An 18170-nucleotide genomic window follows, 5' to 3' on the forward strand; every position below is an offset into this window, starting at 1 on the left:
GTGTCTCATGTCCGGTTGCCGCCGGGTCGGATCGGGAGACGCCTCGGCCCCCGCCTTCACGTGCGGCGATTCAACCACGGCCCGTGAGTGGTGATCGTGGAGGTGTTCATCGGTCCGTGCCCGGCCGGCGAGCCCCGCGCACCCGCGCCGTCAGGAGAGGCGTCCTAGGCCGCCGCCCCCGTCCCCCGCTGTTCCTCGGCGGACGGCTTCTCCGGGCTGTCGCCGAGCTTCTGACCGCGCAGCAGGAACCACGCGACGACCGAGGCGGTCAGCAGCAGCGCGGCGCCGACGCCCGCCGCGACGTCCAGGCCCTCGACGAAGGCGTCCTGCGCGGAGCGCAGCAGCGCGGCGGACTGATCCGCCGGCAGGGTCCGCGCCGCCTCGACCGCGCCGCCCAGCGACTCATGGGCCGCGGCGGACGCGTCACCCGCCACGCCCGCCGGTGCGGGGAAGCCGCGGTAGATGCCGGTGACGATGGAGCCGAGCAGGGCGATGCCGAGGGCCGCGCCCAGTTCGTACGCCGTCTCGGAGACCGCGGAGGCGGCGCCCGCCTCCTCCTTGGGGACGCTGGAGAGGATGACGTCGGCGGTGACGGTGAAGGCGAAGCCGGCGCCGATGCCGACGACGAAGAGGATCGTGGTCAGCGCGAAGGTGCTGGTGTCGGCGTGCAGGGAGACGCAGCCGGCCAGTGCGAGGCCGACGACGGCGAGCCCGCCCGCCACCACGACGCGGACGGAGAGCCGCCGGGCGATGTACCCCGCGGCCAGGCCCGCGCCCACCGCGCCGACCGCCGCGGGCAGTTCGACCAGTCCGGCGTTGAGCGGCGGCCGCAACTGCACCATCTGGAGGAACTGCGACAGGAAGAAGACCAGTCCGGACAGGCCGAGGATGGTCAGCAGGTCGGCGAGGACCGCGCCGGAGAAGCCCCGGTGGTGGAAGAGCTTCATGTTCAGCAGCGGCGAGTCGAGGGTGTACTGGCGGCGGACGAACACCACCAGCGCGGCGACGCCGACGACCGCGGCCACCGCGATGTCCCAGCGGAAGCCGTGCGCCGCCGCCTCCTTGATCGCGTAGACCACGGCGACGATGCCGACGAGCGAGAGCCCGACGCTCGGCAGGTCCCAGGGGCCCGGTTCGGGGTTGCGCGACTCGGGGATGACCCGGGCGCCGACGATCACGAGGAGGGCCATCACCGGCAGGTTGATCAGGAAGACCGAACCCCACCAGAAGTGGCCCAGCAGGAAGCCGCCGAGGACCGGGCCGACGGCGGTGCCCGCCGAGGCCATCGCGCCCCAGATGCCGACCGCGAGGCTGCGCTCGCGGGGGTCGTGGAAGAGGTTGCGGATCAGCGCGAGGGTGGACGGCATCAGCGTCGCCCCGGCCACACCCAGCAGCGCCCGCGCCCCGATCATCATCTCCGGGCTGGTCGCGTACGCGCAGAGCGCCGACATCGCGCCGAACACCACGGAGCCGATGAGCAGCAGTTTCTTCCGCCCGATGCGGTCGCCGAGGCTGCCCATGGAGACCAGCAGACCGGCGATGACGAACGAGTAGATGTCGCCGATCCACAGCAGTTGGGTGCCGGACGGCCGCAGGTCCTCGCTGAGATAGGGGGTGGCCAGGCCGAGCACCGTGGCGTCGACGCCGACCAGCAGCACCGCGAGCACGAGGACGGCGAGCGCCAGCCAGCGTCCCGGGCGGGGATGGTCCTCGTGGGCGGAGCCGGGGCCCGCCGCTGTGCTCTCGGTCATTTCTCCATGCTCCGTCGTGCGCCGCCGAGCAGCAGCTCGGCGATCGAGCGGTTGAGGTCGTTCCGGGCCACCCGCCCGTCGTGGACGGCCCAGGCACCGGCGCCGATCAGGCCGTAGAGCGCCTCGGTCAGCCACGCCGGGCTGAGGTCGATACGGAAGTCGCCCTCCTCCTGGCCGCGGCGGAACAGCGCGTGGATCCGGGCGTCGAGGCGGGCCCAGCCCTCGTTGATCTCCCCGTCCTCGAAGAGCTGGTTCTCGGTGAAGAGGAAGGCGAGGACGCCGGCGACCGGTTCGGCCTCGGCGATGAGGCGCCGGAGCGCTTCGGGGGCGGCGTCCTCGTCGAGCCGGGCGGCGTCCAGGGCGCGGGCGAGCTGGTCGATGCCCTGCGCCTCCAGTGCGCGGATCAGGGCGTCGCGCCCGGCGAAGTGCCGGTGCAAGGTGGCGCGGCCGATGCCGGCGGCGCGGGCGATCTCGTCCATGGAGGACGTCGGCCGCCGGGCGAGCAGCGCCGCGGCGGCGGTGAGTACATGGGAACGGTCCACAGCCATGAGACACAGCCTAGTCGAATGAGACATGAACGTCTCATTCAAGCGTCCGGGGTCCCGTACGGCTCATCGGGTCACCGGTACGCCGACGGCGGCCCTCCCCCCGCGGGAAGGGCCGCCGTCGGTACGTACGGGGGCGGGTCAGCGCTCGGCCGCGGCCCACTTCTGCTGGAGCGCGAGGTCGGACTTGACCTCGGCGAGCTGGACGGCGACGGCGGACGGCGCGGTGCCGCCGCGACCGCTGCGCGAGGCGAGCGCGCCGGGGACGTTGAGGACGGTGCGGACCTCGGGGGTCAGCTCGGGGGAGATCTTCGCGAACTGCTCGTCCGTCAGCTCGTCCAGCTCCTTGCCCTCGGCCTCGGCGACCTTCACGCACTCACCGGCGACCTCGTGCGCCACCCGGAACGGCACACCCTGCTTGACCAGCCACTCCGCGATGTCGGTGGCGAGCGAGAACCCGGCCGGGGCCAGCTCCTCCATCCGCTCGCGGTTGACGGTGAGCGTCGCCATCATGCCGGTGAACGCCGGGAGCAGCACCTCCAGTTGGTCGCAGGAGTCGAAGACCGGCTCCTTGTCCTCCTGGAGGTCACGGTTGTACGCCAGCGGCAGCGCCTTGAGCGTGGCCAGCAGGCCCGTGAGGTTGCCGATGAGGCGGCCGGACTTGCCGCGCGCCAGCTCCGCGATGTCCGGGTTCTTCTTCTGCGGCATGATCGACGAGCCGGTGGAGAAGGCGTCGTGGAGGGTGACGAAGGAGAACTCCTTCGTGTTCCACACGATGATCTCCTCGGCGATCCGGGAGAGGTTCACGCCGATCATCGCGGTGATGAAGGCGAACTCCGCGACGAAGTCCCGCGAGGCGGTGCCGTCGATGGAGTTCCCGGCGCTGCCGCGCTCGAAGCCGAGGTCGGCGGCGACCGCCTCCGGGTCGAGCCCGAGCGAGGAGCCCGCCAGCGCGCCCGATCCGTACGGCGAGACGGCGGTCCGGGTGTCCCACTGCCGCAGCCGCTCGGCGTCCCGCGAGAGCGACTGGACGTGGGCCAGGACGTGGTGGGCGAAGAGCACCGGCTGGGCGTGCTGGAGGTGGGTGCGGCCCGGCATGGCGACGTCCGGGTGCGCCTCGGCGAGGCCGATCAGCGCGCCCTGGAGGTCGGCGATCAGCCCGCCGATGATCCGGGCGTGGTCGCGCAGGTACATCCGGAAGAGCGTGGCGACCTGGTCGTTGCGGGAGCGTCCGGCCCGCAGCTTGCCGCCGAGGTCGGCGCCGAGCCGCTCCAGCAGCCCGCGCTCCAGGGCGGTGTGCACGTCCTCGTCGGCGACGGTGCCGGTGAACGAGCCGTCGGCGACGTCCGCCTCCAGCTGGTCGAGCCCGGCGAGCATGCGCTCCAGCTCGTCGGCGGTGAGCAGTCCCGCCGTGTGCAGCACGCGGGCGTGGGCACGGGAGCCGGCGATGTCGTAGGGGGCCAGCCGCCAGTCGAAGTGGACGGACGCGGAAAGCTGGGCCAGCGCCTCGGCGGGACCGTCGGCGAACCGTCCGCCCCAGAGCCGGACGTCACCGCTGTTGCTGCTCACTGCTGCTCCTCGGAGGTGGTGAGGTACCACCGCCCGCCCGCGCGGGGCGGTCGGGCGGCCGTCGTACGAAGGTCAGGAAGGTAACGAGCCGGAGTGGGCGGACGACCCGGCCTTGCGACCCCTACGCTCGTGAGCATAAGTATGCAGTCGACTGCATGGTTCGTCAATGTGGTGGGGGCGGGCGCGCCGGCGGCGGTACGGGCGCCGGCTCCGGGACGGCCCGGGTGTCAGTCGGCGTCGCGCAGCTCCTCCAGCAGGACCTGCACATGGCAGTGCGGTAGGTCTTTCGTGGCGGTCAGCAGCGTCACGGGGCCCTCGCCGACGAGTTCCCGCAGGTGATCCAGTGCCTCGCCCGCCGCCGCGTCCCGCGCCAGCTCCTCGCGGTAGCGGTCGGCGAACTCCGCGAACCGCTCGGGATCGTGCCCGTACCAGTGGCGCAGGTCCGTCGAGGGGGCGACGTCCTTGCACCATTCGGTCAGGTCGGCGTGCTCCTTGGACAGGCCCCGCGGCCAGAGCCGGTCGACCAGCACCCGTGCGCCGTCGGACGGCTCCGGCTCCTCGTAGACCCGGCGGACACGCAGGCCGTCGGCGGACGCCCGGCCGGAAGAATTTGTGGCCATACCTCATCGAAACACGCCTGGCGCCGCGCCGCCGGTGCAGCCGCCCGCCCCCGCTCCGGCACCGCCGGGGGAGCGCTCCGGGACCCCGCTTTTGGTCTCCGGGCACCGGACAGGGTATTTTTCTTCTGCACGCCCCGACCGGGACTCTTCCGGTCGGTTCATGCACCGGGACGTGGCGCAGCTTGGTAGCGCACTTGACTGGGGGTCAAGGGGTCGCAGGTTCAAATCCTGTCGTCCCGACGGTGCGAAGGCCCGTCGGCCGGAGAGAAATCTCCAGGTCGGCGGGTTTTCCCGTATGCGGACGCGCCCGGCCGGGCGGTGTCCCGGCCGGGCGGTCCGGGACACCGCCTCCGGGTCAGACCCGGGCGCCCGTGTCGTGGCGTGGCCGCTCGCCCGCCGGGCGGCGGGAGCGGGCGGTGCGCGGGCGGGCGGGGTGCGGCGGCGGGGCGCCGTTCACCTTCTCCAGCGCGAGGGCCAGCGGCAGCGCCGTGAACATCGACGAGTACGTGCCGACGCCGATGCCGATGAGCAGGGCCACCGCGAAGTCGGTCAGGGAGTCGCCTGCGAGGGCGGCGAGCGCGGCGAGGATGAAGACCGCGCCGATGCCGGTGTTGACCGTCCGCGGCACGGTCTGGAGCAGCGCCCGGCCCGCGACCGTCCGCAGCGGCGCCGCGCGGTCGGCGGCCCACAGTTCCCGGACCCGGTCGAAGACCACGACGGAGTCGTTGACGGAGTAGCCGATGACGGTCAGCAGTGCGGCGAGGAAGACGCCGTCGACCGGCCGGCCGAGCCAGGCGAAGGCGCCGACCAGCACCACCACGTCGTGGGCGAGGGCGGCGACCGCGGCGAGTGCGAAGGTCCAGCGGAAGCGGAGGGCGAGGTAGAGCAGCTGCCCGGCCAGCGCCACGCCGAGGGCGACCAGCGCGCCGCGGCGCAGTTCGGCGCCGAGGCTCGGACCGATCTGCTCGTCCCGTACCTTCTCCGCGCCGCCGCCGAGACCGGCGACGACGTCGGTGATCCGCTTGCCGTCGGTGGCGGAGAGCGGCTCGGTGCGGACGGTCAGCTCCTCGGTGCCCGAGGTGTGGACCACCGCGCGCGGGAAGCCCGCGTCGCTCAGGGCGTCCCGGGCGCGTTCGGCGTCCACGGGGGCGCCGGTCGTGTACTCGATCATCCGGCCGCCGGTGAACTCCACGCCGAGGTCGACGCCGCGTACGACGATGCCGGTGGCGGCCAGGGCGAGTGCGAGGGCGGTCAGCAGCGGCCGGCGGCGGCGGTGGCGCAGCGGGTCGGGGGCGCGCCGTTCGAGCCAGGTGCGGACGCGGCCGGGGCGGGCCAGACCGGTCAGGTGCGGGCGGCGGGCCACCGGCCGCCGGGAGAGGGTGAGTTCGGCCAGGACGCGGGTGATCAGCAGCGCGCTCACCATGGAGGCGAGGACGCCGATGCACAGGGTCACGGCGAAGCCGCGGACCGGGCCGGAGGCGAAGGCGAAGAGCAGGCCCGCGGCGAGCAGGGTGGTGAGGTTGGAGTCGGCGATGGCGCTGAAGGCGTGCCGGAAGCCGGCGGTGAGCGCGGCGCGGGGGCTGCGGCGGGGCGCGCCGCCCCGGGGCCGGCCGCCCGCCGCGTACTCCTCGCGGGCCCGTTCGAAGACCAGCACGTTGGCGTCGACGGCCATGCCGATGGCGAGGACGAAACCGGCGAGCCCGGGGAGGGTGAGTGTCGCGCCGACGGCGAGCAGCGCGGCGTACGAGAGCAGCGCGTAGCAGGCGAGGGCGGTGGCGGCGAGGGCGCCGAGGAGGCGGTAGACGACGGCGAGGAAGACCGCGGTCAGAGCCGTGCCGAGGAGCGCGGCGCGGGCGCTTGCACCGAGGGCTTCGGCGCCGAGGGTCGGACCGACGGTGCGTTGTTCGACGGTCTCGACGGGGACGGGGAGGGCGCCGCCGTTGAGCAGGAGGGCGAGTTCCTTGGCGGATTCCTGGTCGAAGCCGCCGGTGATCCGGGTGGCGCCGCCGGTGATCCCGGCCTTACAGGCGACGGACGGATCGACCTGCGGCGACGAGATGATTTTGTCGTCGAGGACGATGGCGGCGCGGCGGGCCGGATCACCCGGGGGCGCGCACGCCGCCTCGGCGGTGAGCGCCGCCCAGCCGCGCTCCCCCGATCCGCGCAGGTCGAGGGCGATGTGCCAGCCCGCCCCCTGCTCCGCGTCGAACCGGGCCGCGGCGCTCTCCACCCCGGCACCGGTCAGCGCGGGCGGACCGAGCCGCAACCGGGTGCCGGACTCGTCGGGCAGGACCACGGGGGCGGAGTCCTGCCCGGAGCCCTTCGCGGGCCCGGTGTCCTTCGCGGGCCCGGTGTCCGTCGCGGGCGCCTTGTCGGGGTTCTTGCCGGCGTCCTTTCCCGGAGTCTTCGGCTGCGTGCCGGGACCGGCAGGGGCGCTGTCCGTTCCTGCCGGGGTCGTGCCGGGCAGCGAGGCGGTCCGGCCGGGGCCGGTGGCCGAGGTGGCTTCGTCCGGTCCGTTCCTGCCGGGGGCCGGGGAGTCGGCGGGGGCGGCGGTGCCGAGGACGGGGTGGACGGTGAGTTGGGCGGTGCGTCCGAGGACGCCGGCCGCGTGGGCGGGGTCCTGGACGCCGGGGAGTTCGACGACGATGCGGTGATCGCCGGAGCGGGCGAGGGTCGGTTCGGCGACGCCGAGGGCGTCCACCCGGCGGCGCAGTACCTCCAGTGTGCGGTCGGTGGCGTCCCGGTCGGCCGTGGCCGACGGGGAGTCACGGGTCTCCAGCACGAGCTGCGTACCGCCCCGCAGATCGAGACCGAGCCGGACGGGTTGCGTCACGGCGAGAAAGGCGGACAGGGCGAGCAGGGCGCACGCGAGCAGCGCGCGCACCCTGGTGGCGCGGGTCATGATGCCTCCAACAGGCATACCGCGTCCGGGCGTTGCCGGACGCGGCGGAATGCGACAGGACGTCGGTCAACCGCCGGAGGAGGGCGGGGCGCGGGCCGGAGGCCGCGCGGCGGACCCGGGCGCGCCGTCAGCGGCGGCCCGGATCCGTGGCGGACGCGGCCCCGTGTACGGCGGTACGGAAAGGAAGCCGGCGGGCGGCGTGCCCGCGGGCGGGTGGTACGTCTGCTCGGGCCCGGCCCCCGGCCCCGGACGCAGCACGGGGGCCGGCTGCCGGAGCGCGGGACCAGGCCGGTGGCCCCGAACGGAGGCGGCCCCGGAACGCGGGGGCACAGGGACGGCCGCCGGGGGCGCGGAGGCGTACGGGACGGCATGGGCGCGCGGCCCCGAGGCGGCACCCGGGGGCGGGGGAACGGAAGGGGCAGCGGGAATGCGCGGCTGTGGGACGGCACCGGCCCCGCGCACCGCGCCCGGCCCGGAGGCGGCTCCCCCGGCGGACGCGGGACCCGGCGCGGGCCCGCCACCCGGCGCGTACGCGGCATGCGCCGGGCGGGCGGCTTCCGCCGCGGAGGACGGCGGCGACGTCCCCCGCTCCCCCGCGGGCGGCGGGAGCACGCCCAGGAGCAGGGCGGTGAGCAGCACAAGGACGCGGAGGGCGGGGCCGGGCAGCATCCGGAGGGCGGGGGTGCGCGGGGTGCGGGATGCGGAGGTGCGCGGGGCACGGAGGGCAGGCGTACGCGCGACGCGGGCGCCCGCCGCTGCCCGTCCGGCGCCCCCTGCCCCTGCGGCAGGCGTACGCGCGACGCGGGCGCCCGGGTGCCCCGGTCGCCGTTCGTCGTGCCGCGCCATGCCGTCCCTCCCCCGCCGTTCGTCCCGGCCGGTCCGTTCGTTCCCGCTGCTCCGGGCGTTCCAGCCAGCCTGTTCGTTCCAGCCGTTCCACTTGTTCCAGCCGGTCCGTTCGTTCCAGCCGTTCCAGCCGTTCCACTCGTCCCGCTCGTTCCAGCCGTTCGTTCCGGCCGCCGGCCGTTCCGGGCCCGGCGCTGTCCCTACGGTTCGATCAGGCCCGTGCGGATGGCGTAGCGGGTGAGTTCGAGGCGGTCGCGCATGCCGAGTTTGTGGAGCATGTTGGCGCGGTGGCGGTCGACGGTCTTGACGCTGATGACGAGGGTGGCGGCGATCTCCTTGGAGGAGTGGCCCTCGGCGACGAGTTTGAGGACCTCCTCCTCGCGGGCGGTGAGGATGCGCTCCGGCACGCCGTCGCCCTGGCGGACGCGGTCGAGGTAGTGGCGGATCAGGGCGGTGACCGCGCCGGGGTAGAGGAAGGGCTCACCGCGCATCGCGGCGCGGCACGCCTCGACGAGGTCCCGGTCGGCGACGGATTTCAGCACGTAGCCGGAGGCGCCCGCCTTCAGCGCCTCGAAGAAGTACTGCTCGTTGTCGTACATCGTCAGCATCAGCAGCCGGGTGCCGGGGAGTGCGGCGGAGAGTTCGCGGGCCGCCTGGAGGCCGGTCATCCGGGGCATCGCGACGTCCAGGACGACCAGGTCGGGGCGGTGTTCGCGGGCCAGCGCGAGGGCTTCGGCGCCGTCCCCCGCCTCGGCGACGACCTCCAGGTCCGTCTCGCCGTCCAGGATCAGCCGGACGCCGCGCCGTACGAGGGCGTGGTCGTCGGCGAGCAGGATGCGGACGGGGCCGGGCGCGGTGCGGGCGGTCATGCGGCTTCTTTCCCTCCGCCGGGCAGCGGAACGGTCAGCCGGACGGTGAGGCCCCCGGTGGGCGCGGGTCCGATGTCGAGGCCCGCCTCGATGAACAGGGCGCGCTCGCGCATCCCGCGCAGCCCGGCGCCCTCACGCGCCCGGCCCATGCCGCGGCCGTCGTCGCGGACCTCCAGCACCACCGCCCCGGGTTCCTGACGCAAGGTCAGGTCGACGGTGCGGGCGTCGGCGTGCCGGGCGGTGTTGGTCAGCGCCTCCTGGGCGACGCGGTAGACCACCAGCTCGGCGGCGGCGCCCAGATGCGGCGCGGCGCTGTCGCAGCGGCAGCGCACGGTGAGCCCGGTGTGGGTGGCGTAGTCGGTGGCGAGGGCGGTGAGCGCGCTGGTCAGGCCCAGGTCGTCGAGGACGCCGGGGCGCAGCCGGCGGGCGATGCGGCGGACCTCGTCCAGGGACTGACGGGTGGTCTCCTGGGCGTGGTGCAGTTCGCCGCGCAGCTGTTCCGGGGCGCGGTCGGCGGCGCGTTTCAGCTCCAGGAGCACCGCGGTCATGCTCTGGCCCACCTCGTCGTGGAGCTCCCGGGCGATACGGCGGCGCTCGGACTCCTGGGCGGAGAGGGCGCGGGCGGTACTGGCGGCACGTTCGGACTCCAGCCGGTCCAGCATCTCGTTGAAGGTGCGCAGCAGGACGGCGACCGGGCCGCGGCCGTCGACGGGCAGCCGGTGGCCGGGGCGCAGCAGGTCAACGGTGACCATCCGCTGGGTGAGCCGGTCGAGCGGAGCCAGACCGATGCGGAGCAGCGCCGCGTTGGCGACCAGCATGACGACGAGACCGCCGACGAGCACCACCGCCTCGGTCAGCCCCACCGGTACCGAAACGGTCACCGGCGCCCACAGCAGCAACGCGGTGGCCGCTCCCAGCACCACCGCGTTGAGCCCGAAGATCCGCCAGAACAGCGACACCGCGCACCACACCTCCTTGATCCGGCTCACTCTCCCATCCGCCGTGACCACGGGGGCGCCCGGGTCGGCGCCCAGCCTGCCGCCCCCGGGCGGCGCCGTCGATCGGGTGCGCGGCCCATCCGGAGGTGCGGATACAGCCCCGGCGCACCCGGAGATGGGTGGTGTCACCCATGTACGGGGCGGGCGGCGGCGGTCAGGGTGGTACCGGGAGCAACGGCGCCATGCCCGCCGGGCGGTGCGTCGCCGCGGCGGGCGGCGCGGGCGCTCCCGGCCGGGCGGTGACCGCCGCCCGCCGTCCCGTCACCCGCCCGCCCCGGTACGCAGCCGGTGGCGTACCGGAGGCGGCGGTGGCCACGTCCCGGCCCGGTCCCGTGTCCGGGCCGGGGCACGTCCGCCGTCCCCGTGGCGCAGCGAAAGGAACCGTCCACGATGTCGCCTGATGCGGCCCGCGCCGAGACCCCCGCCGACCGGAACGGTGCCGACGACACCCGCCGGCGCCTGGCGCACGAGCGTGACGCCCGGCTGGCGCAGCTCACGGCCATCGAGGGCGGGGCGCCGCCCGGCACCGACGCGCTGCTGACCTCGCAGACCGCCGCGATCCGCCAGGTCCTCGCGGAGATCGAGCAGGCCGAGGCGCGGCTGGACGCGGGTACGTACGGCGTCTGTGTGCGGTGCGCCGAGCCGGTGCCCGCCGAGCGGCTGGAGATCCTGCCGTACGCCCGGTGCTGCGTGGGCTGTCAGGAGCACGCGGGCTGAGGCGCCGGACGCGGCGACGGCCCGGACACCCTCGGGGGATGTCCGGGCCGTCGGCGCGTCCGGCGCGGCGGGGCCGGGCCCGGTCGGTGGGTCAGTGCGCCTTCTGGGCCAGCCGCAGCAGGTGGTCGGCGAGCGCCTGACCGCCCGCCGGGTCGCGGCTGATCAGCATCAGCGTGTCGTCGCCGGCGATCGTGCCCAGGATGTCGTGCAGTTCGGCCTGGTCGATCGCGGAGGCGAGGAACTGCGCGGCGCCCGGCGGGGTGCGCAGCACGACGAGGTTGGCGGACGCCTCGGCCGAGATCAGCAGCTCCCCGGAGAGGCGGCGCATCCGCTCCTCCTTGGCCGACTCCCCCAGCGGCGCCCGCGGGGTGCGGTCGCCGCCCTCGCTGGGCACCGCGTAGATCAGCTCACCGCCGGTGTTGCGGATCTTCACCGCGCCCAGTTCGTCCAGATCGCGGGAGAGCGTCGCCTGGGTGACGGAGAGACCGTCGTCGGCGAGGAGCTTCGCGAGCTGGCTCTGCGAGCGGACCGCCTGCCGGTTGAGGATGTCCACGATCCGGCGGTGGCGGGCGGTACGGGTCTGCGGTACGGCCTGACCTCCGCCGAGGGTCTCGTTGTCGTCCTGCGCATCGATCATCGCTTCGTCAGTCTCCGGATCGTTGTTCCCCGTCGGCCGCTTCGCGGGCCGTGTCGAGGACGCCGGGCAGCTTGCGGAGGAACGTGTCCACGTCGTCGTCGGAGACGATCAGCGGCGGGGCGAGCCGGATGACGTCCGGCGCGACCGCGTTCACCAGCAGGCCCGCGTCCTGAGCCGCCTGTTGCACCTGGGGCGCGAGGGGCTCGGTCAAGACGATACCCAGGAGCAGGCCGGCACCGCGGACCGAGGCGACGGCGGGGTGCGCCAGCGCCTCGATCCCGGAGCGCAGCCGCTCCCCGGCCCGCTTGACGTGGGCGAGCAGACCATCGCGCTCGATGGTGTCCAGGACGGCGAGGGCCGCCGCGCAGACGACCGGGTTGCCGCTGAACGTCGAGCCGTGCGAGCCGGGCGTCAGCAGCTCCGCGGCCGGTCCGAACGCCAGCGTCGCGCCGATCGGCAGCCCGCCGCCGAGCCCCTTCGCCAGCGTGACGACGTCCGCCTCGACGCCCTCCTCCTGGGCGGCGAACCAGTGGCCGGTGCGGCCGATGCCGGTCTGGATCTCGTCGAGGACGAGGAGGGTGCCGGTGGCGGCGGTGATCTCCCGGGCGGCCCGGAGGTAGCCGGGCGGCGGGACGACGACGCCGTTCTCGCCCTGCACCGGCTCCAGGATCACCAGCGCGGTGTCGGTGGTGACCGCTGCGCGCAGCGCCTCGGTGTCGCCGTACGGGACGTGGGTGACGTCACCGGGCAGCGGGGCGAAGGGCGCCTGCTTGGCGGGCTGGCCGGTGAGGGCCAGGGCGCCCATGGTGCGGCCGTGGAAGCCGCCGGTGGTGGAGACCATGTGGGTGCGGCCGGTGCGGCGGCCGATCTTGAAGGCCGCCTCGTTGGCCTCGGCGCCGGAGTTGGAGAAGTAGACGCGTCCGGGGCGTCCGGCGAGGGCGAGCAGCCGCTCGGCGAGCGCGACGGTCGGCCCGGAGACGAAGAAGTTGGAGACGTGGCCGAGCGTGCGGACCTGGTCGGTGACGGCGCGGACCACCGCGGGGTGGGCGTGACCGAGGGCGTTGACCGCGATACCGCCGAGGAAGTCGAGGTAGGCGGCGCCGTCGGCGTCCCAGACGGTGGTGCCCTCACCGCGGACCAGCGCCAGGCGCGGGGTGCCGAAGTTGTCCATCAGGGCGCCCTGCCAGCGCCGTTGGAAGTCCGTGTTGCCGGTGGTGTCGCTCATACCGCCCCCTCGTCCGTACCGCTGTCGGTGTCGTCGTCCGGCACGACCATCGTGCCGATGCCCTCATCGGTGAAGATCTCCAGCAGGATCGAGTGCTGGACCCGCCCGTCGATGACCCGGGCGGTGTGCACGCCGTTGCGGACCGCGTGCAGGCAGCCGCGCATCTTGGGCACCATGCCGCTGGCCAGGTCCGGCAGCAGCGCCTCCAGTTCGGTGGCGGTCAGCCGGGAGATGACCTCGTCGCTGTCGGGCCAGTCCTCGTACAGCCCCTCGACGTCGGTGAGGACCATGAGGGTCTCGGCGCCCAGCGCGGCGGCGAGGGCGGCGGCGGCGGTGTCGGCGTTGACGTTGAAGACGCCGTGGTCGCCGTCGTCGCCGCTGGCCGCGACGGAGGAGATGACGGGGATCCGGCCGTCGTCGAGGAGGGCCTGGACGGCGCCGGTGTCGATGGCGGTGACCTCGCCGACCCGGCCGATGTCCACCCGCTCACCATCGATCGACGCGTAGTGCTTGGTGGCGGTCATCAGCTGGGCGTCCTCGCCGGTCATGCCGACGGCGAGCGGGCCGTGGCGGTTGAGGAGGCCGACCAGTTCGCGCTGGACCTGCCCGGCGAGGACCATCCGGACGACGTTCATCGCCTCGGGGGTGGTGACCCGCAGGCCCGCCTTGAACTCCGACTCCAGTCCGAGGAGGTCGAGTTGGGCGCTGATCTGCGGGCCGCCGCCGTGCACGACGACCGGGCGGAGCCCGGCGTGGCGCAGGAAGACGACATCCTGGGCGAAGGCGTTCTTCAGGTCCTCGTCGATCATGGCGTTGCCGCCGAACTTGATGACGACGGTCTTGCCGTGGTGCCGGGTCAGCCAGGGCAGCGCCTCGATGAGGGTGCGGGCCTTCGGCAACGCGGTGTGTTTACGGGTACTCATGCGACGGCCTCGCTGGCTGGGCTCGGTGCGGATACGCGGGCGGCGAACGGGCGGTGCGTCACGACGAGTACGCGCTGTTCTCGTGGACGTAGTCGGCGGTGAGGTCGTTGGCCCAGATGACCGCGGACTCGGTGCCGGCGGCGAGGTCGGCGGTGATGCGCACCTCGCGGTAGCGCATGTCGACGAGGGTGCGGTCCTCACCGACGGCGCCGTTGCGGCAGACCCAGACGCCGTTGATGGCGACGTTCAGCCGGTCGGGCTCGAAGGCGGCGGAGGTGGTGCCGATGGCGGAGAGCACCCGGCCCCAGTTGGGGTCCTCGCCGTGGATGGCGCACTTGAGGAGGTTGTTCCGGGCGATGGAGCGGCCGACCTCGACGGCGTCGTCCTCGCTCGCGGCGCCCACCACCTCGATGCGGATGTCCTTGCTGGCGCCCTCGGCGTCACCGATGAGCTGCCGGGCCAGGTCGTCGCAGACGGCGCGGACGGCCTCGGCGAACGCGGCGGCTTCCGGGACGGTCCCGGAGGCGCCGGAAGCCAGCAGCAGCACCGTGTCGTTGGTGGACATGCAGCCGTCGGAGTCGACGCGGTCGAAGGTGGTGCGGGTCGCGGCGCGCAGCGCGGTGTCCAGCTCGGCGGCGGGCACGTCGGCGTCGGTGGTGAGGACGACGAGCATGGTGGCCAGGCCCGGTGCGAGCATTCCGGCGCCCTTGGCCATCCCGCCGACGGTCCAGCCGTCGCCGGCGACGACGGCGGTCTTGTGGACGCTGTCGGTGGTCTTGATGGCGATGGCGGCCTTCTCACCGCCGTGCGCGGTGAGCTGGGCGACGGCCGTGTCGACGCCGCTGAGCAGCTTGTCCATCGGCAGCAGCTCACCGATCAGGCCGGTGGAGCAGACGGCGACGGTGCCGGGGGCGTGGCCGCCGTCCCGGTCGTGGCCCGCGGCGTTGAGCGCGGCGGCGACCTTCTCGGCGGTGGCGTGGGTGTCCTGGAAGCCCTGCGGGCCGGTGCAGGCGTTGGCGCCGCCGGAGTTGAGGACGACGGCGGAGACCTCGCCGCCCTTGAGGACCTGCTCGGACCAGAGGACCGGCGCGGCCTTGACGCGGTTGGAGGTGAAGACGCCCGCGGCGGCCAGGCGCGGCCCGTGGTTCACCACGAGGGCGAGGTCCGGGTTGCCGTTCTCCTTGATCCCGGCGGCGATGCCCGCCGCCGTGAATCCCTGTGCTGCCGTGACGCTCACTGCTTCTCCTCGGTGTTCTCTCCGGCCGGGTCCGTCGTGGACCCGGCGCCCGCCCCGTACTGCCCGCCCGTACGGGTCACGGGGCCACCCCGACGCGCGGCAGCCCGGTGGTCTCCGGGAGGCCGAGGGCGAGGTTCATGCTCTGCACCGCGCCGCCGGCGGTGCCCTTGGCGAGGTTGTCGATCGCGCAGATCGCGATGATCCGCCCGGCCGCCGGGTCCAGGGTGACCTGGAGCTGGGCGGTGTTGGCGCCGCAGACCGCGGCGGTCGCCGGCCACTGTCCCTCGGGCAGCAGCGTCACGAACGGCTCGTCCGCGAACGCCTTGACGTACGCGTCGCGGACCGCCGCCGCGTCCACACCGGGCAGCGCCTTGGCGGTGCAGGTGGCGAGGATGCCGCGGGGCATCGGCGCGAGCGTCGGGGTGAACGAGACACCGATCCGCTCGCCCGCCACCGCGCTGAGGTTCTGGATGATCTCCGGGGTGTGCCGGTGGCCGCCGCCGACACCGTACGGGCTCATCGAGCCCATGACCTCGGAGCCCAGCAGGTGCGGCTTGGCGGACTTGCCGGCGCCTGAGGTGCCGGACGCCGCGACGATCACCGCCTCGGGCCCGGCGAGCCGTGCGGCGTAGGCGGGGAAGAGCGCCAGCGAGACGGCGGTCGGGTAGCAGCCCGGCACCGCGATCCGCTTCGTGCTCTGGAGCGCCGCCCGTGCGCCGGGCAGCTCGGGCAGCCCGTACGGCCAGGAGCCGGCGTGCGGCGAGCCGTAGAACGTCTCCCAGTCCGCGGCGTCGCGCAGCCGGAAGTCGGCGCCGCAGTCGATGACCAGCACGTCCGGGCCCAGCTCCTCGGCGACGGCCGCGGACTGTCCGTGCGGCAGCGCGAGGAAGACGACGTCGTGCCCGGCGAGCACCTCGGCGGAGGTCGGCTGCACCTCGCGGTCGGCCAGCGGGAGCAGGTGCGGCTGGAGGGAGCCCAGCCGCTGACCGGCGTTGGAGTGCCCGGTCACCGCGCCGATCTCGACCTCCGGGTGCCCCAGAAGCAGACGCAGGACCTCACCTCCCGCGTATCCGCTCGCTCCGGCCACTGCTGCACGTACCGCCATGGAACCCTCCTCCTTGATGGCATGACTATACGGCCGATGGCAGTTTTATGCAATCCATTCGGTGGAAGGGCGGCCGGGGCGCGACCCTCTGATCGTCGCAGAGCGGGCGGGGCCCTCCGGTGCGGCGGCCGCTCCGGAGGTACCGCGCTCTTCACAGCCGCCCCCGCCGGAAGCTCCCCGGCAACCTCGGCCGCCCCCCAGGGGTCCTTATGGTCCGGAGCGGGGCAGGGGAAGCAGCCCCGCCGGCACCGGTACGGAGGAGCGACGAAATGACCCGGTTCGACACCACGGTGACCTGGATCGACGCACGCGAGCGCCTGCCGCAGCGGGACGGGTGGCCCGTGGCCGTGGCCGTCACCGGCCATTACCCGCCCAAGACCCGCGCCGAGGCGAAACGGGGCGTGGGGCAGGCGTACTGGCTGGTCAGGCCGATGGTCTTCGCCACCAGCCACACCTGCGGAGCCGGCGTGGTCCACCACGACTGCTTCTTCGACTCCGACGGATACACCTACGGCCCCACGCCCGAGGACGGCACCGAGCCCCACGACTGCGCCACCTACCCCGGCGAACCCGGCGTGGAGGGGAACGTCCTCCCCGACGACGAGCACGTGACGCACTGGGCGGAGCTGCCCGTACTGCCCGGCGGCACGACCCACGGACTCGTGGGCAAAGCCGTACCACCCGCCCTCCGCAAGGCGCGGGACACGGGGCCGGCCAGCTGATTCCGGCAGCCCGGTCGGCTTTCTCCAGGGGTGTCCGGGGGGCGGTCCGGGGGCGGCCCCGGGGGCCCGTGCCGGACGGCCGTGCGGGGGCCGGGCCCCCTCTCCCCGCGGGCGCGGGCCCGGAGGCGCCCGGCCGGCCGGGATTGTCAGTGGGGTCGCCTATGTTCGTGCCATGAGTTCTTCTCTGCACGTCTATCTGGTCGACGTGGCCGCCGTCCACGCCATGATCGGCTCCCGCGACGACGATGTCCTGGGCGACATCCGCATCAACTTCGGCTACGACATGAAGGCGGACGACGAGTACTTCGACCACGAGATCGAGAACGGCGCCCCCACCGCCGACGAGGCGCTCCAGGCGGTGGTCAACGGCGGCCCGTTCAGCGAGCGGACGTCCCACTCCTTCGCCTACGCCAACGCCTACCAGCGGCTGTGCTCCTCGACCGGCTCCTTCCTCCCGAACGACCACTTCACCCCGCGCCGCGGCGCCTGGCTCTCCGCCGTCGACCAGGGGCTGAAGGGCCTGGGCGTCACCGCGGTCGCCCTCACGGACTTCTTCGGCCCGATGCCCGCCCCCCTGCCCCGGGCCGACACCGTGAGCGCCGGTGTCTGGACGCACGAGCGGGCCCGCCAGGCCCTGGAGCAGCTCGCCGACGCCCGGCAAGCCGCCGACGAGGGGCGGATACCCCGCCCGGAGCCGGTCGCTGACGACGTGGCCGAAGCGGTGCAGCAGAGCCTCGGCTGGATACGCCTCGCCGCCAAGCACCCCGGCCACGGCGTCATCGGCTTCCACGCCTGACGGGGAGGGCCTGACGGAGAGGCCGGGAAGACGGGAGGGAAGCGGGGCGAGGGGACGCGCCGGTACGGGGCCCGCTCAGCGGTGAAGTGGCCGGGCCGGTGGTCCGGCGGGTGCTCAGCCCCGGTTCAGCAGGCCGAAGCCCAGGGTGACCTCGTCGCCCTCGACCTGATCGGCGGAGACCTCCATGGTCTTGCTCTTCTTCCCGAAGACAGCGGTGCACCGCACGACCGCCCCCTTCTCGGCGGCCAGGTCTCCGGGGCACGTCACCGCGTCGGGATCGTCGCCGGGGTAGGAGAAGTCGCTCGCCGCGCGCTCCTCCACCTCTGCCCGCGGCACCACCGACCCCTTGGCGGTGGCGACCGAACCGTCCCCCGTCATGTTCCACACGGTCACCGCCGCGCCCACTGCCAGTACGGCGACCACACCCAGGGCGATGATGATGCGCTTCATTTCTTCTGCTCCTCACGTCCCGCGACCGATTCCGGCCCGGCGGTACGTCCCGCGGCGCGCCGCCGCCGCTGCCACGGCGGCCCGCGCCTGCCCGGCGGGCCTGCGGAACACCCGGCGAGACGGCGGGAGCGGCAGCCGCGTTCGGTGCGGCGGGGCTCTGTTACAGAGCTGTTCCGGCACGCGGGCGGCGAAAGGGGACATCGCCGTTCTTGTCGTACGCGAGGCGGGCCGTGCGCGGGGCGGTGGGACTGCGGGCAGCGG

Annotated in this window: 16 protein-coding genes and 1 tRNA gene; 4 read left to right on the top strand and 13 right to left on the bottom strand. The window is 74.1% G+C overall.

Annotated elements, in window-relative coordinates:
- Window positions 1-164 precede the first annotated feature (164 nt).
- The 4 genes from ACZ4M8_RS15470 to ACZ4M8_RS15485 all read right to left on the bottom strand — a co-directional run bounded on the left by ACZ4M8_RS15470 (window position 165) and on the right by ACZ4M8_RS15485 (window position 4485).
- Window positions 165-1751 carry an MFS transporter gene (locus tag ACZ4M8_RS15470; RefSeq protein ID WP_467607259.1) on the bottom strand — a complete coding sequence of 529 codons (1587 nt, stop codon included), beginning with the start codon at window positions 1749-1751 and terminating at the stop codon, window positions 165-167.
- Window positions 1748-2299 (bottom strand): TetR/AcrR family transcriptional regulator, encoded by a 552-nt coding sequence (locus ACZ4M8_RS15475; RefSeq protein WP_467607262.1) that lies wholly within the window; start codon window positions 2297-2299, stop codon window positions 1748-1750. Before ACZ4M8_RS15475 ends, ACZ4M8_RS15470 begins: the two co-directional genes overlap by 4 nt.
- Before the next feature lie 138 nt (window positions 2300-2437).
- Window positions 2438-3865: an argininosuccinate lyase gene (argH, locus tag ACZ4M8_RS15480; RefSeq protein ID WP_467607265.1), complete on the bottom strand. Its 1428-nt coding sequence runs from the start codon at window positions 3863-3865 to the stop codon at window positions 2438-2440.
- Between the two features lie 227 nt (window positions 3866-4092).
- The gene (locus ACZ4M8_RS15485) at window positions 4093-4485 is read right to left on the bottom strand and encodes a DUF488 domain-containing protein (protein ID WP_467607268.1); all 393 of its coding nucleotides are present in this window, start codon (window positions 4483-4485) and stop codon (window positions 4093-4095) included.
- A 166-nt stretch (window positions 4486-4651) separates the two neighbouring features.
- Between ACZ4M8_RS15485 and ACZ4M8_RS15490 the strand changes: the two genes are divergently transcribed.
- Window positions 4652-4725, top strand: a tRNA-Pro gene (locus ACZ4M8_RS15490).
- Window positions 4726-4840: 115 nt separating this feature from the next.
- On the opposite strand, the gene secD is transcribed toward ACZ4M8_RS15490, so the two are convergent.
- From secD to ACZ4M8_RS15505, 3 genes are all read right to left on the bottom strand, one after another.
- Complete coding sequence (gene secD / locus ACZ4M8_RS15495; RefSeq protein WP_467607271.1) at window positions 4841-7387, bottom strand: protein translocase subunit SecD; 2547 nt, start codon at window positions 7385-7387, stop codon at window positions 4841-4843.
- A gap of 1043 nt (window positions 7388-8430) precedes the next feature.
- Window positions 8431-9099: a response regulator gene (locus tag ACZ4M8_RS15500; RefSeq protein WP_467607274.1), complete on the bottom strand. Its 669-nt coding sequence runs from the start codon at window positions 9097-9099 to the stop codon at window positions 8431-8433.
- Window positions 9096-10058: a HAMP domain-containing sensor histidine kinase gene (locus ACZ4M8_RS15505; protein ID WP_467608035.1), complete on the bottom strand. Its 963-nt coding sequence runs from the start codon at window positions 10056-10058 to the stop codon at window positions 9096-9098. Before ACZ4M8_RS15505 ends, ACZ4M8_RS15500 begins: the two co-directional genes overlap by 4 nt.
- A 429-nt stretch (window positions 10059-10487) precedes the next feature.
- On the opposite strand from ACZ4M8_RS15505, the gene ACZ4M8_RS15510 reads away from it, so the two are divergent.
- Window positions 10488-10814, top strand: a complete 327-nt coding sequence (locus tag ACZ4M8_RS15510) for a TraR/DksA family transcriptional regulator (RefSeq protein ID WP_467607277.1) — start codon at window positions 10488-10490, stop codon at window positions 10812-10814.
- A 91-nt stretch (window positions 10815-10905) separates the two neighbouring features.
- Here the strand turns inward: ACZ4M8_RS15510 and ACZ4M8_RS15515 are convergent, their stop codons facing one another.
- From ACZ4M8_RS15515 to argC, 5 genes are all read right to left on the bottom strand, one after another.
- Entirely contained in the window at window positions 10906-11451 is a 546-nt protein-coding gene (locus tag ACZ4M8_RS15515; RefSeq protein ID WP_399093637.1) for an arginine repressor, read from the bottom strand.
- A 7-nt stretch (window positions 11452-11458) separates the two neighbouring features.
- Entirely contained in the window at window positions 11459-12676 is a 1218-nt protein-coding gene (locus ACZ4M8_RS15520) for an acetylornithine transaminase (protein ID WP_467607279.1), read from the bottom strand.
- A complete protein-coding gene (argB, locus tag ACZ4M8_RS15525) occupies window positions 12673-13599 on the bottom strand; it encodes an acetylglutamate kinase (RefSeq protein ID WP_467607281.1) in 927 nt (308 codons plus the stop codon). The genes ACZ4M8_RS15520 and argB overlap by 4 nt, the downstream gene beginning before the upstream one ends.
- A 58-nt stretch (window positions 13600-13657) precedes the next feature.
- On the bottom strand, window positions 13658-14836 hold the full coding sequence (argJ, locus tag ACZ4M8_RS15530) for a bifunctional glutamate N-acetyltransferase/amino-acid acetyltransferase ArgJ (RefSeq protein WP_467607284.1): 1179 nt from the start codon (window positions 14834-14836) through the stop codon (window positions 13658-13660).
- A gap of 76 nt (window positions 14837-14912) precedes the next feature.
- A complete protein-coding gene (gene argC / locus ACZ4M8_RS15535) occupies window positions 14913-15941 on the bottom strand; it encodes an N-acetyl-gamma-glutamyl-phosphate reductase (RefSeq protein ID WP_467607287.1) in 1029 nt (342 codons plus the stop codon).
- Window positions 15942-16210: 269 nt separating this feature from the next.
- Between argC and ACZ4M8_RS15540 the strand changes: the two genes are divergently transcribed.
- The gene (locus tag ACZ4M8_RS15540; RefSeq protein WP_467607290.1) at window positions 16211-16663 is read left to right on the top strand and encodes an AQJ64_40280 family protein; all 453 of its coding nucleotides are present in this window, start codon (window positions 16211-16213) and stop codon (window positions 16661-16663) included.
- A 172-nt stretch (window positions 16664-16835) separates the two neighbouring features.
- The gene (locus ACZ4M8_RS15545) at window positions 16836-17459 is read left to right on the top strand and encodes a DUF7691 family protein (protein ID WP_467607292.1); all 624 of its coding nucleotides are present in this window, start codon (window positions 16836-16838) and stop codon (window positions 17457-17459) included.
- A gap of 114 nt (window positions 17460-17573) precedes the next feature.
- Here ACZ4M8_RS15545 and ACZ4M8_RS15550 read toward each other — a convergent pair whose 3' ends face one another.
- Window positions 17574-17909 carry a DUF4333 domain-containing protein gene (locus tag ACZ4M8_RS15550; protein ID WP_467607295.1) on the bottom strand — a complete coding sequence of 112 codons (336 nt, stop codon included), beginning with the start codon at window positions 17907-17909 and terminating at the stop codon, window positions 17574-17576.
- Between the last annotated feature and the right edge of the window lie 261 nt (window positions 17910-18170).

This window comes from Streptomyces sp. NPDC027185 (assembly GCF_055567035.1).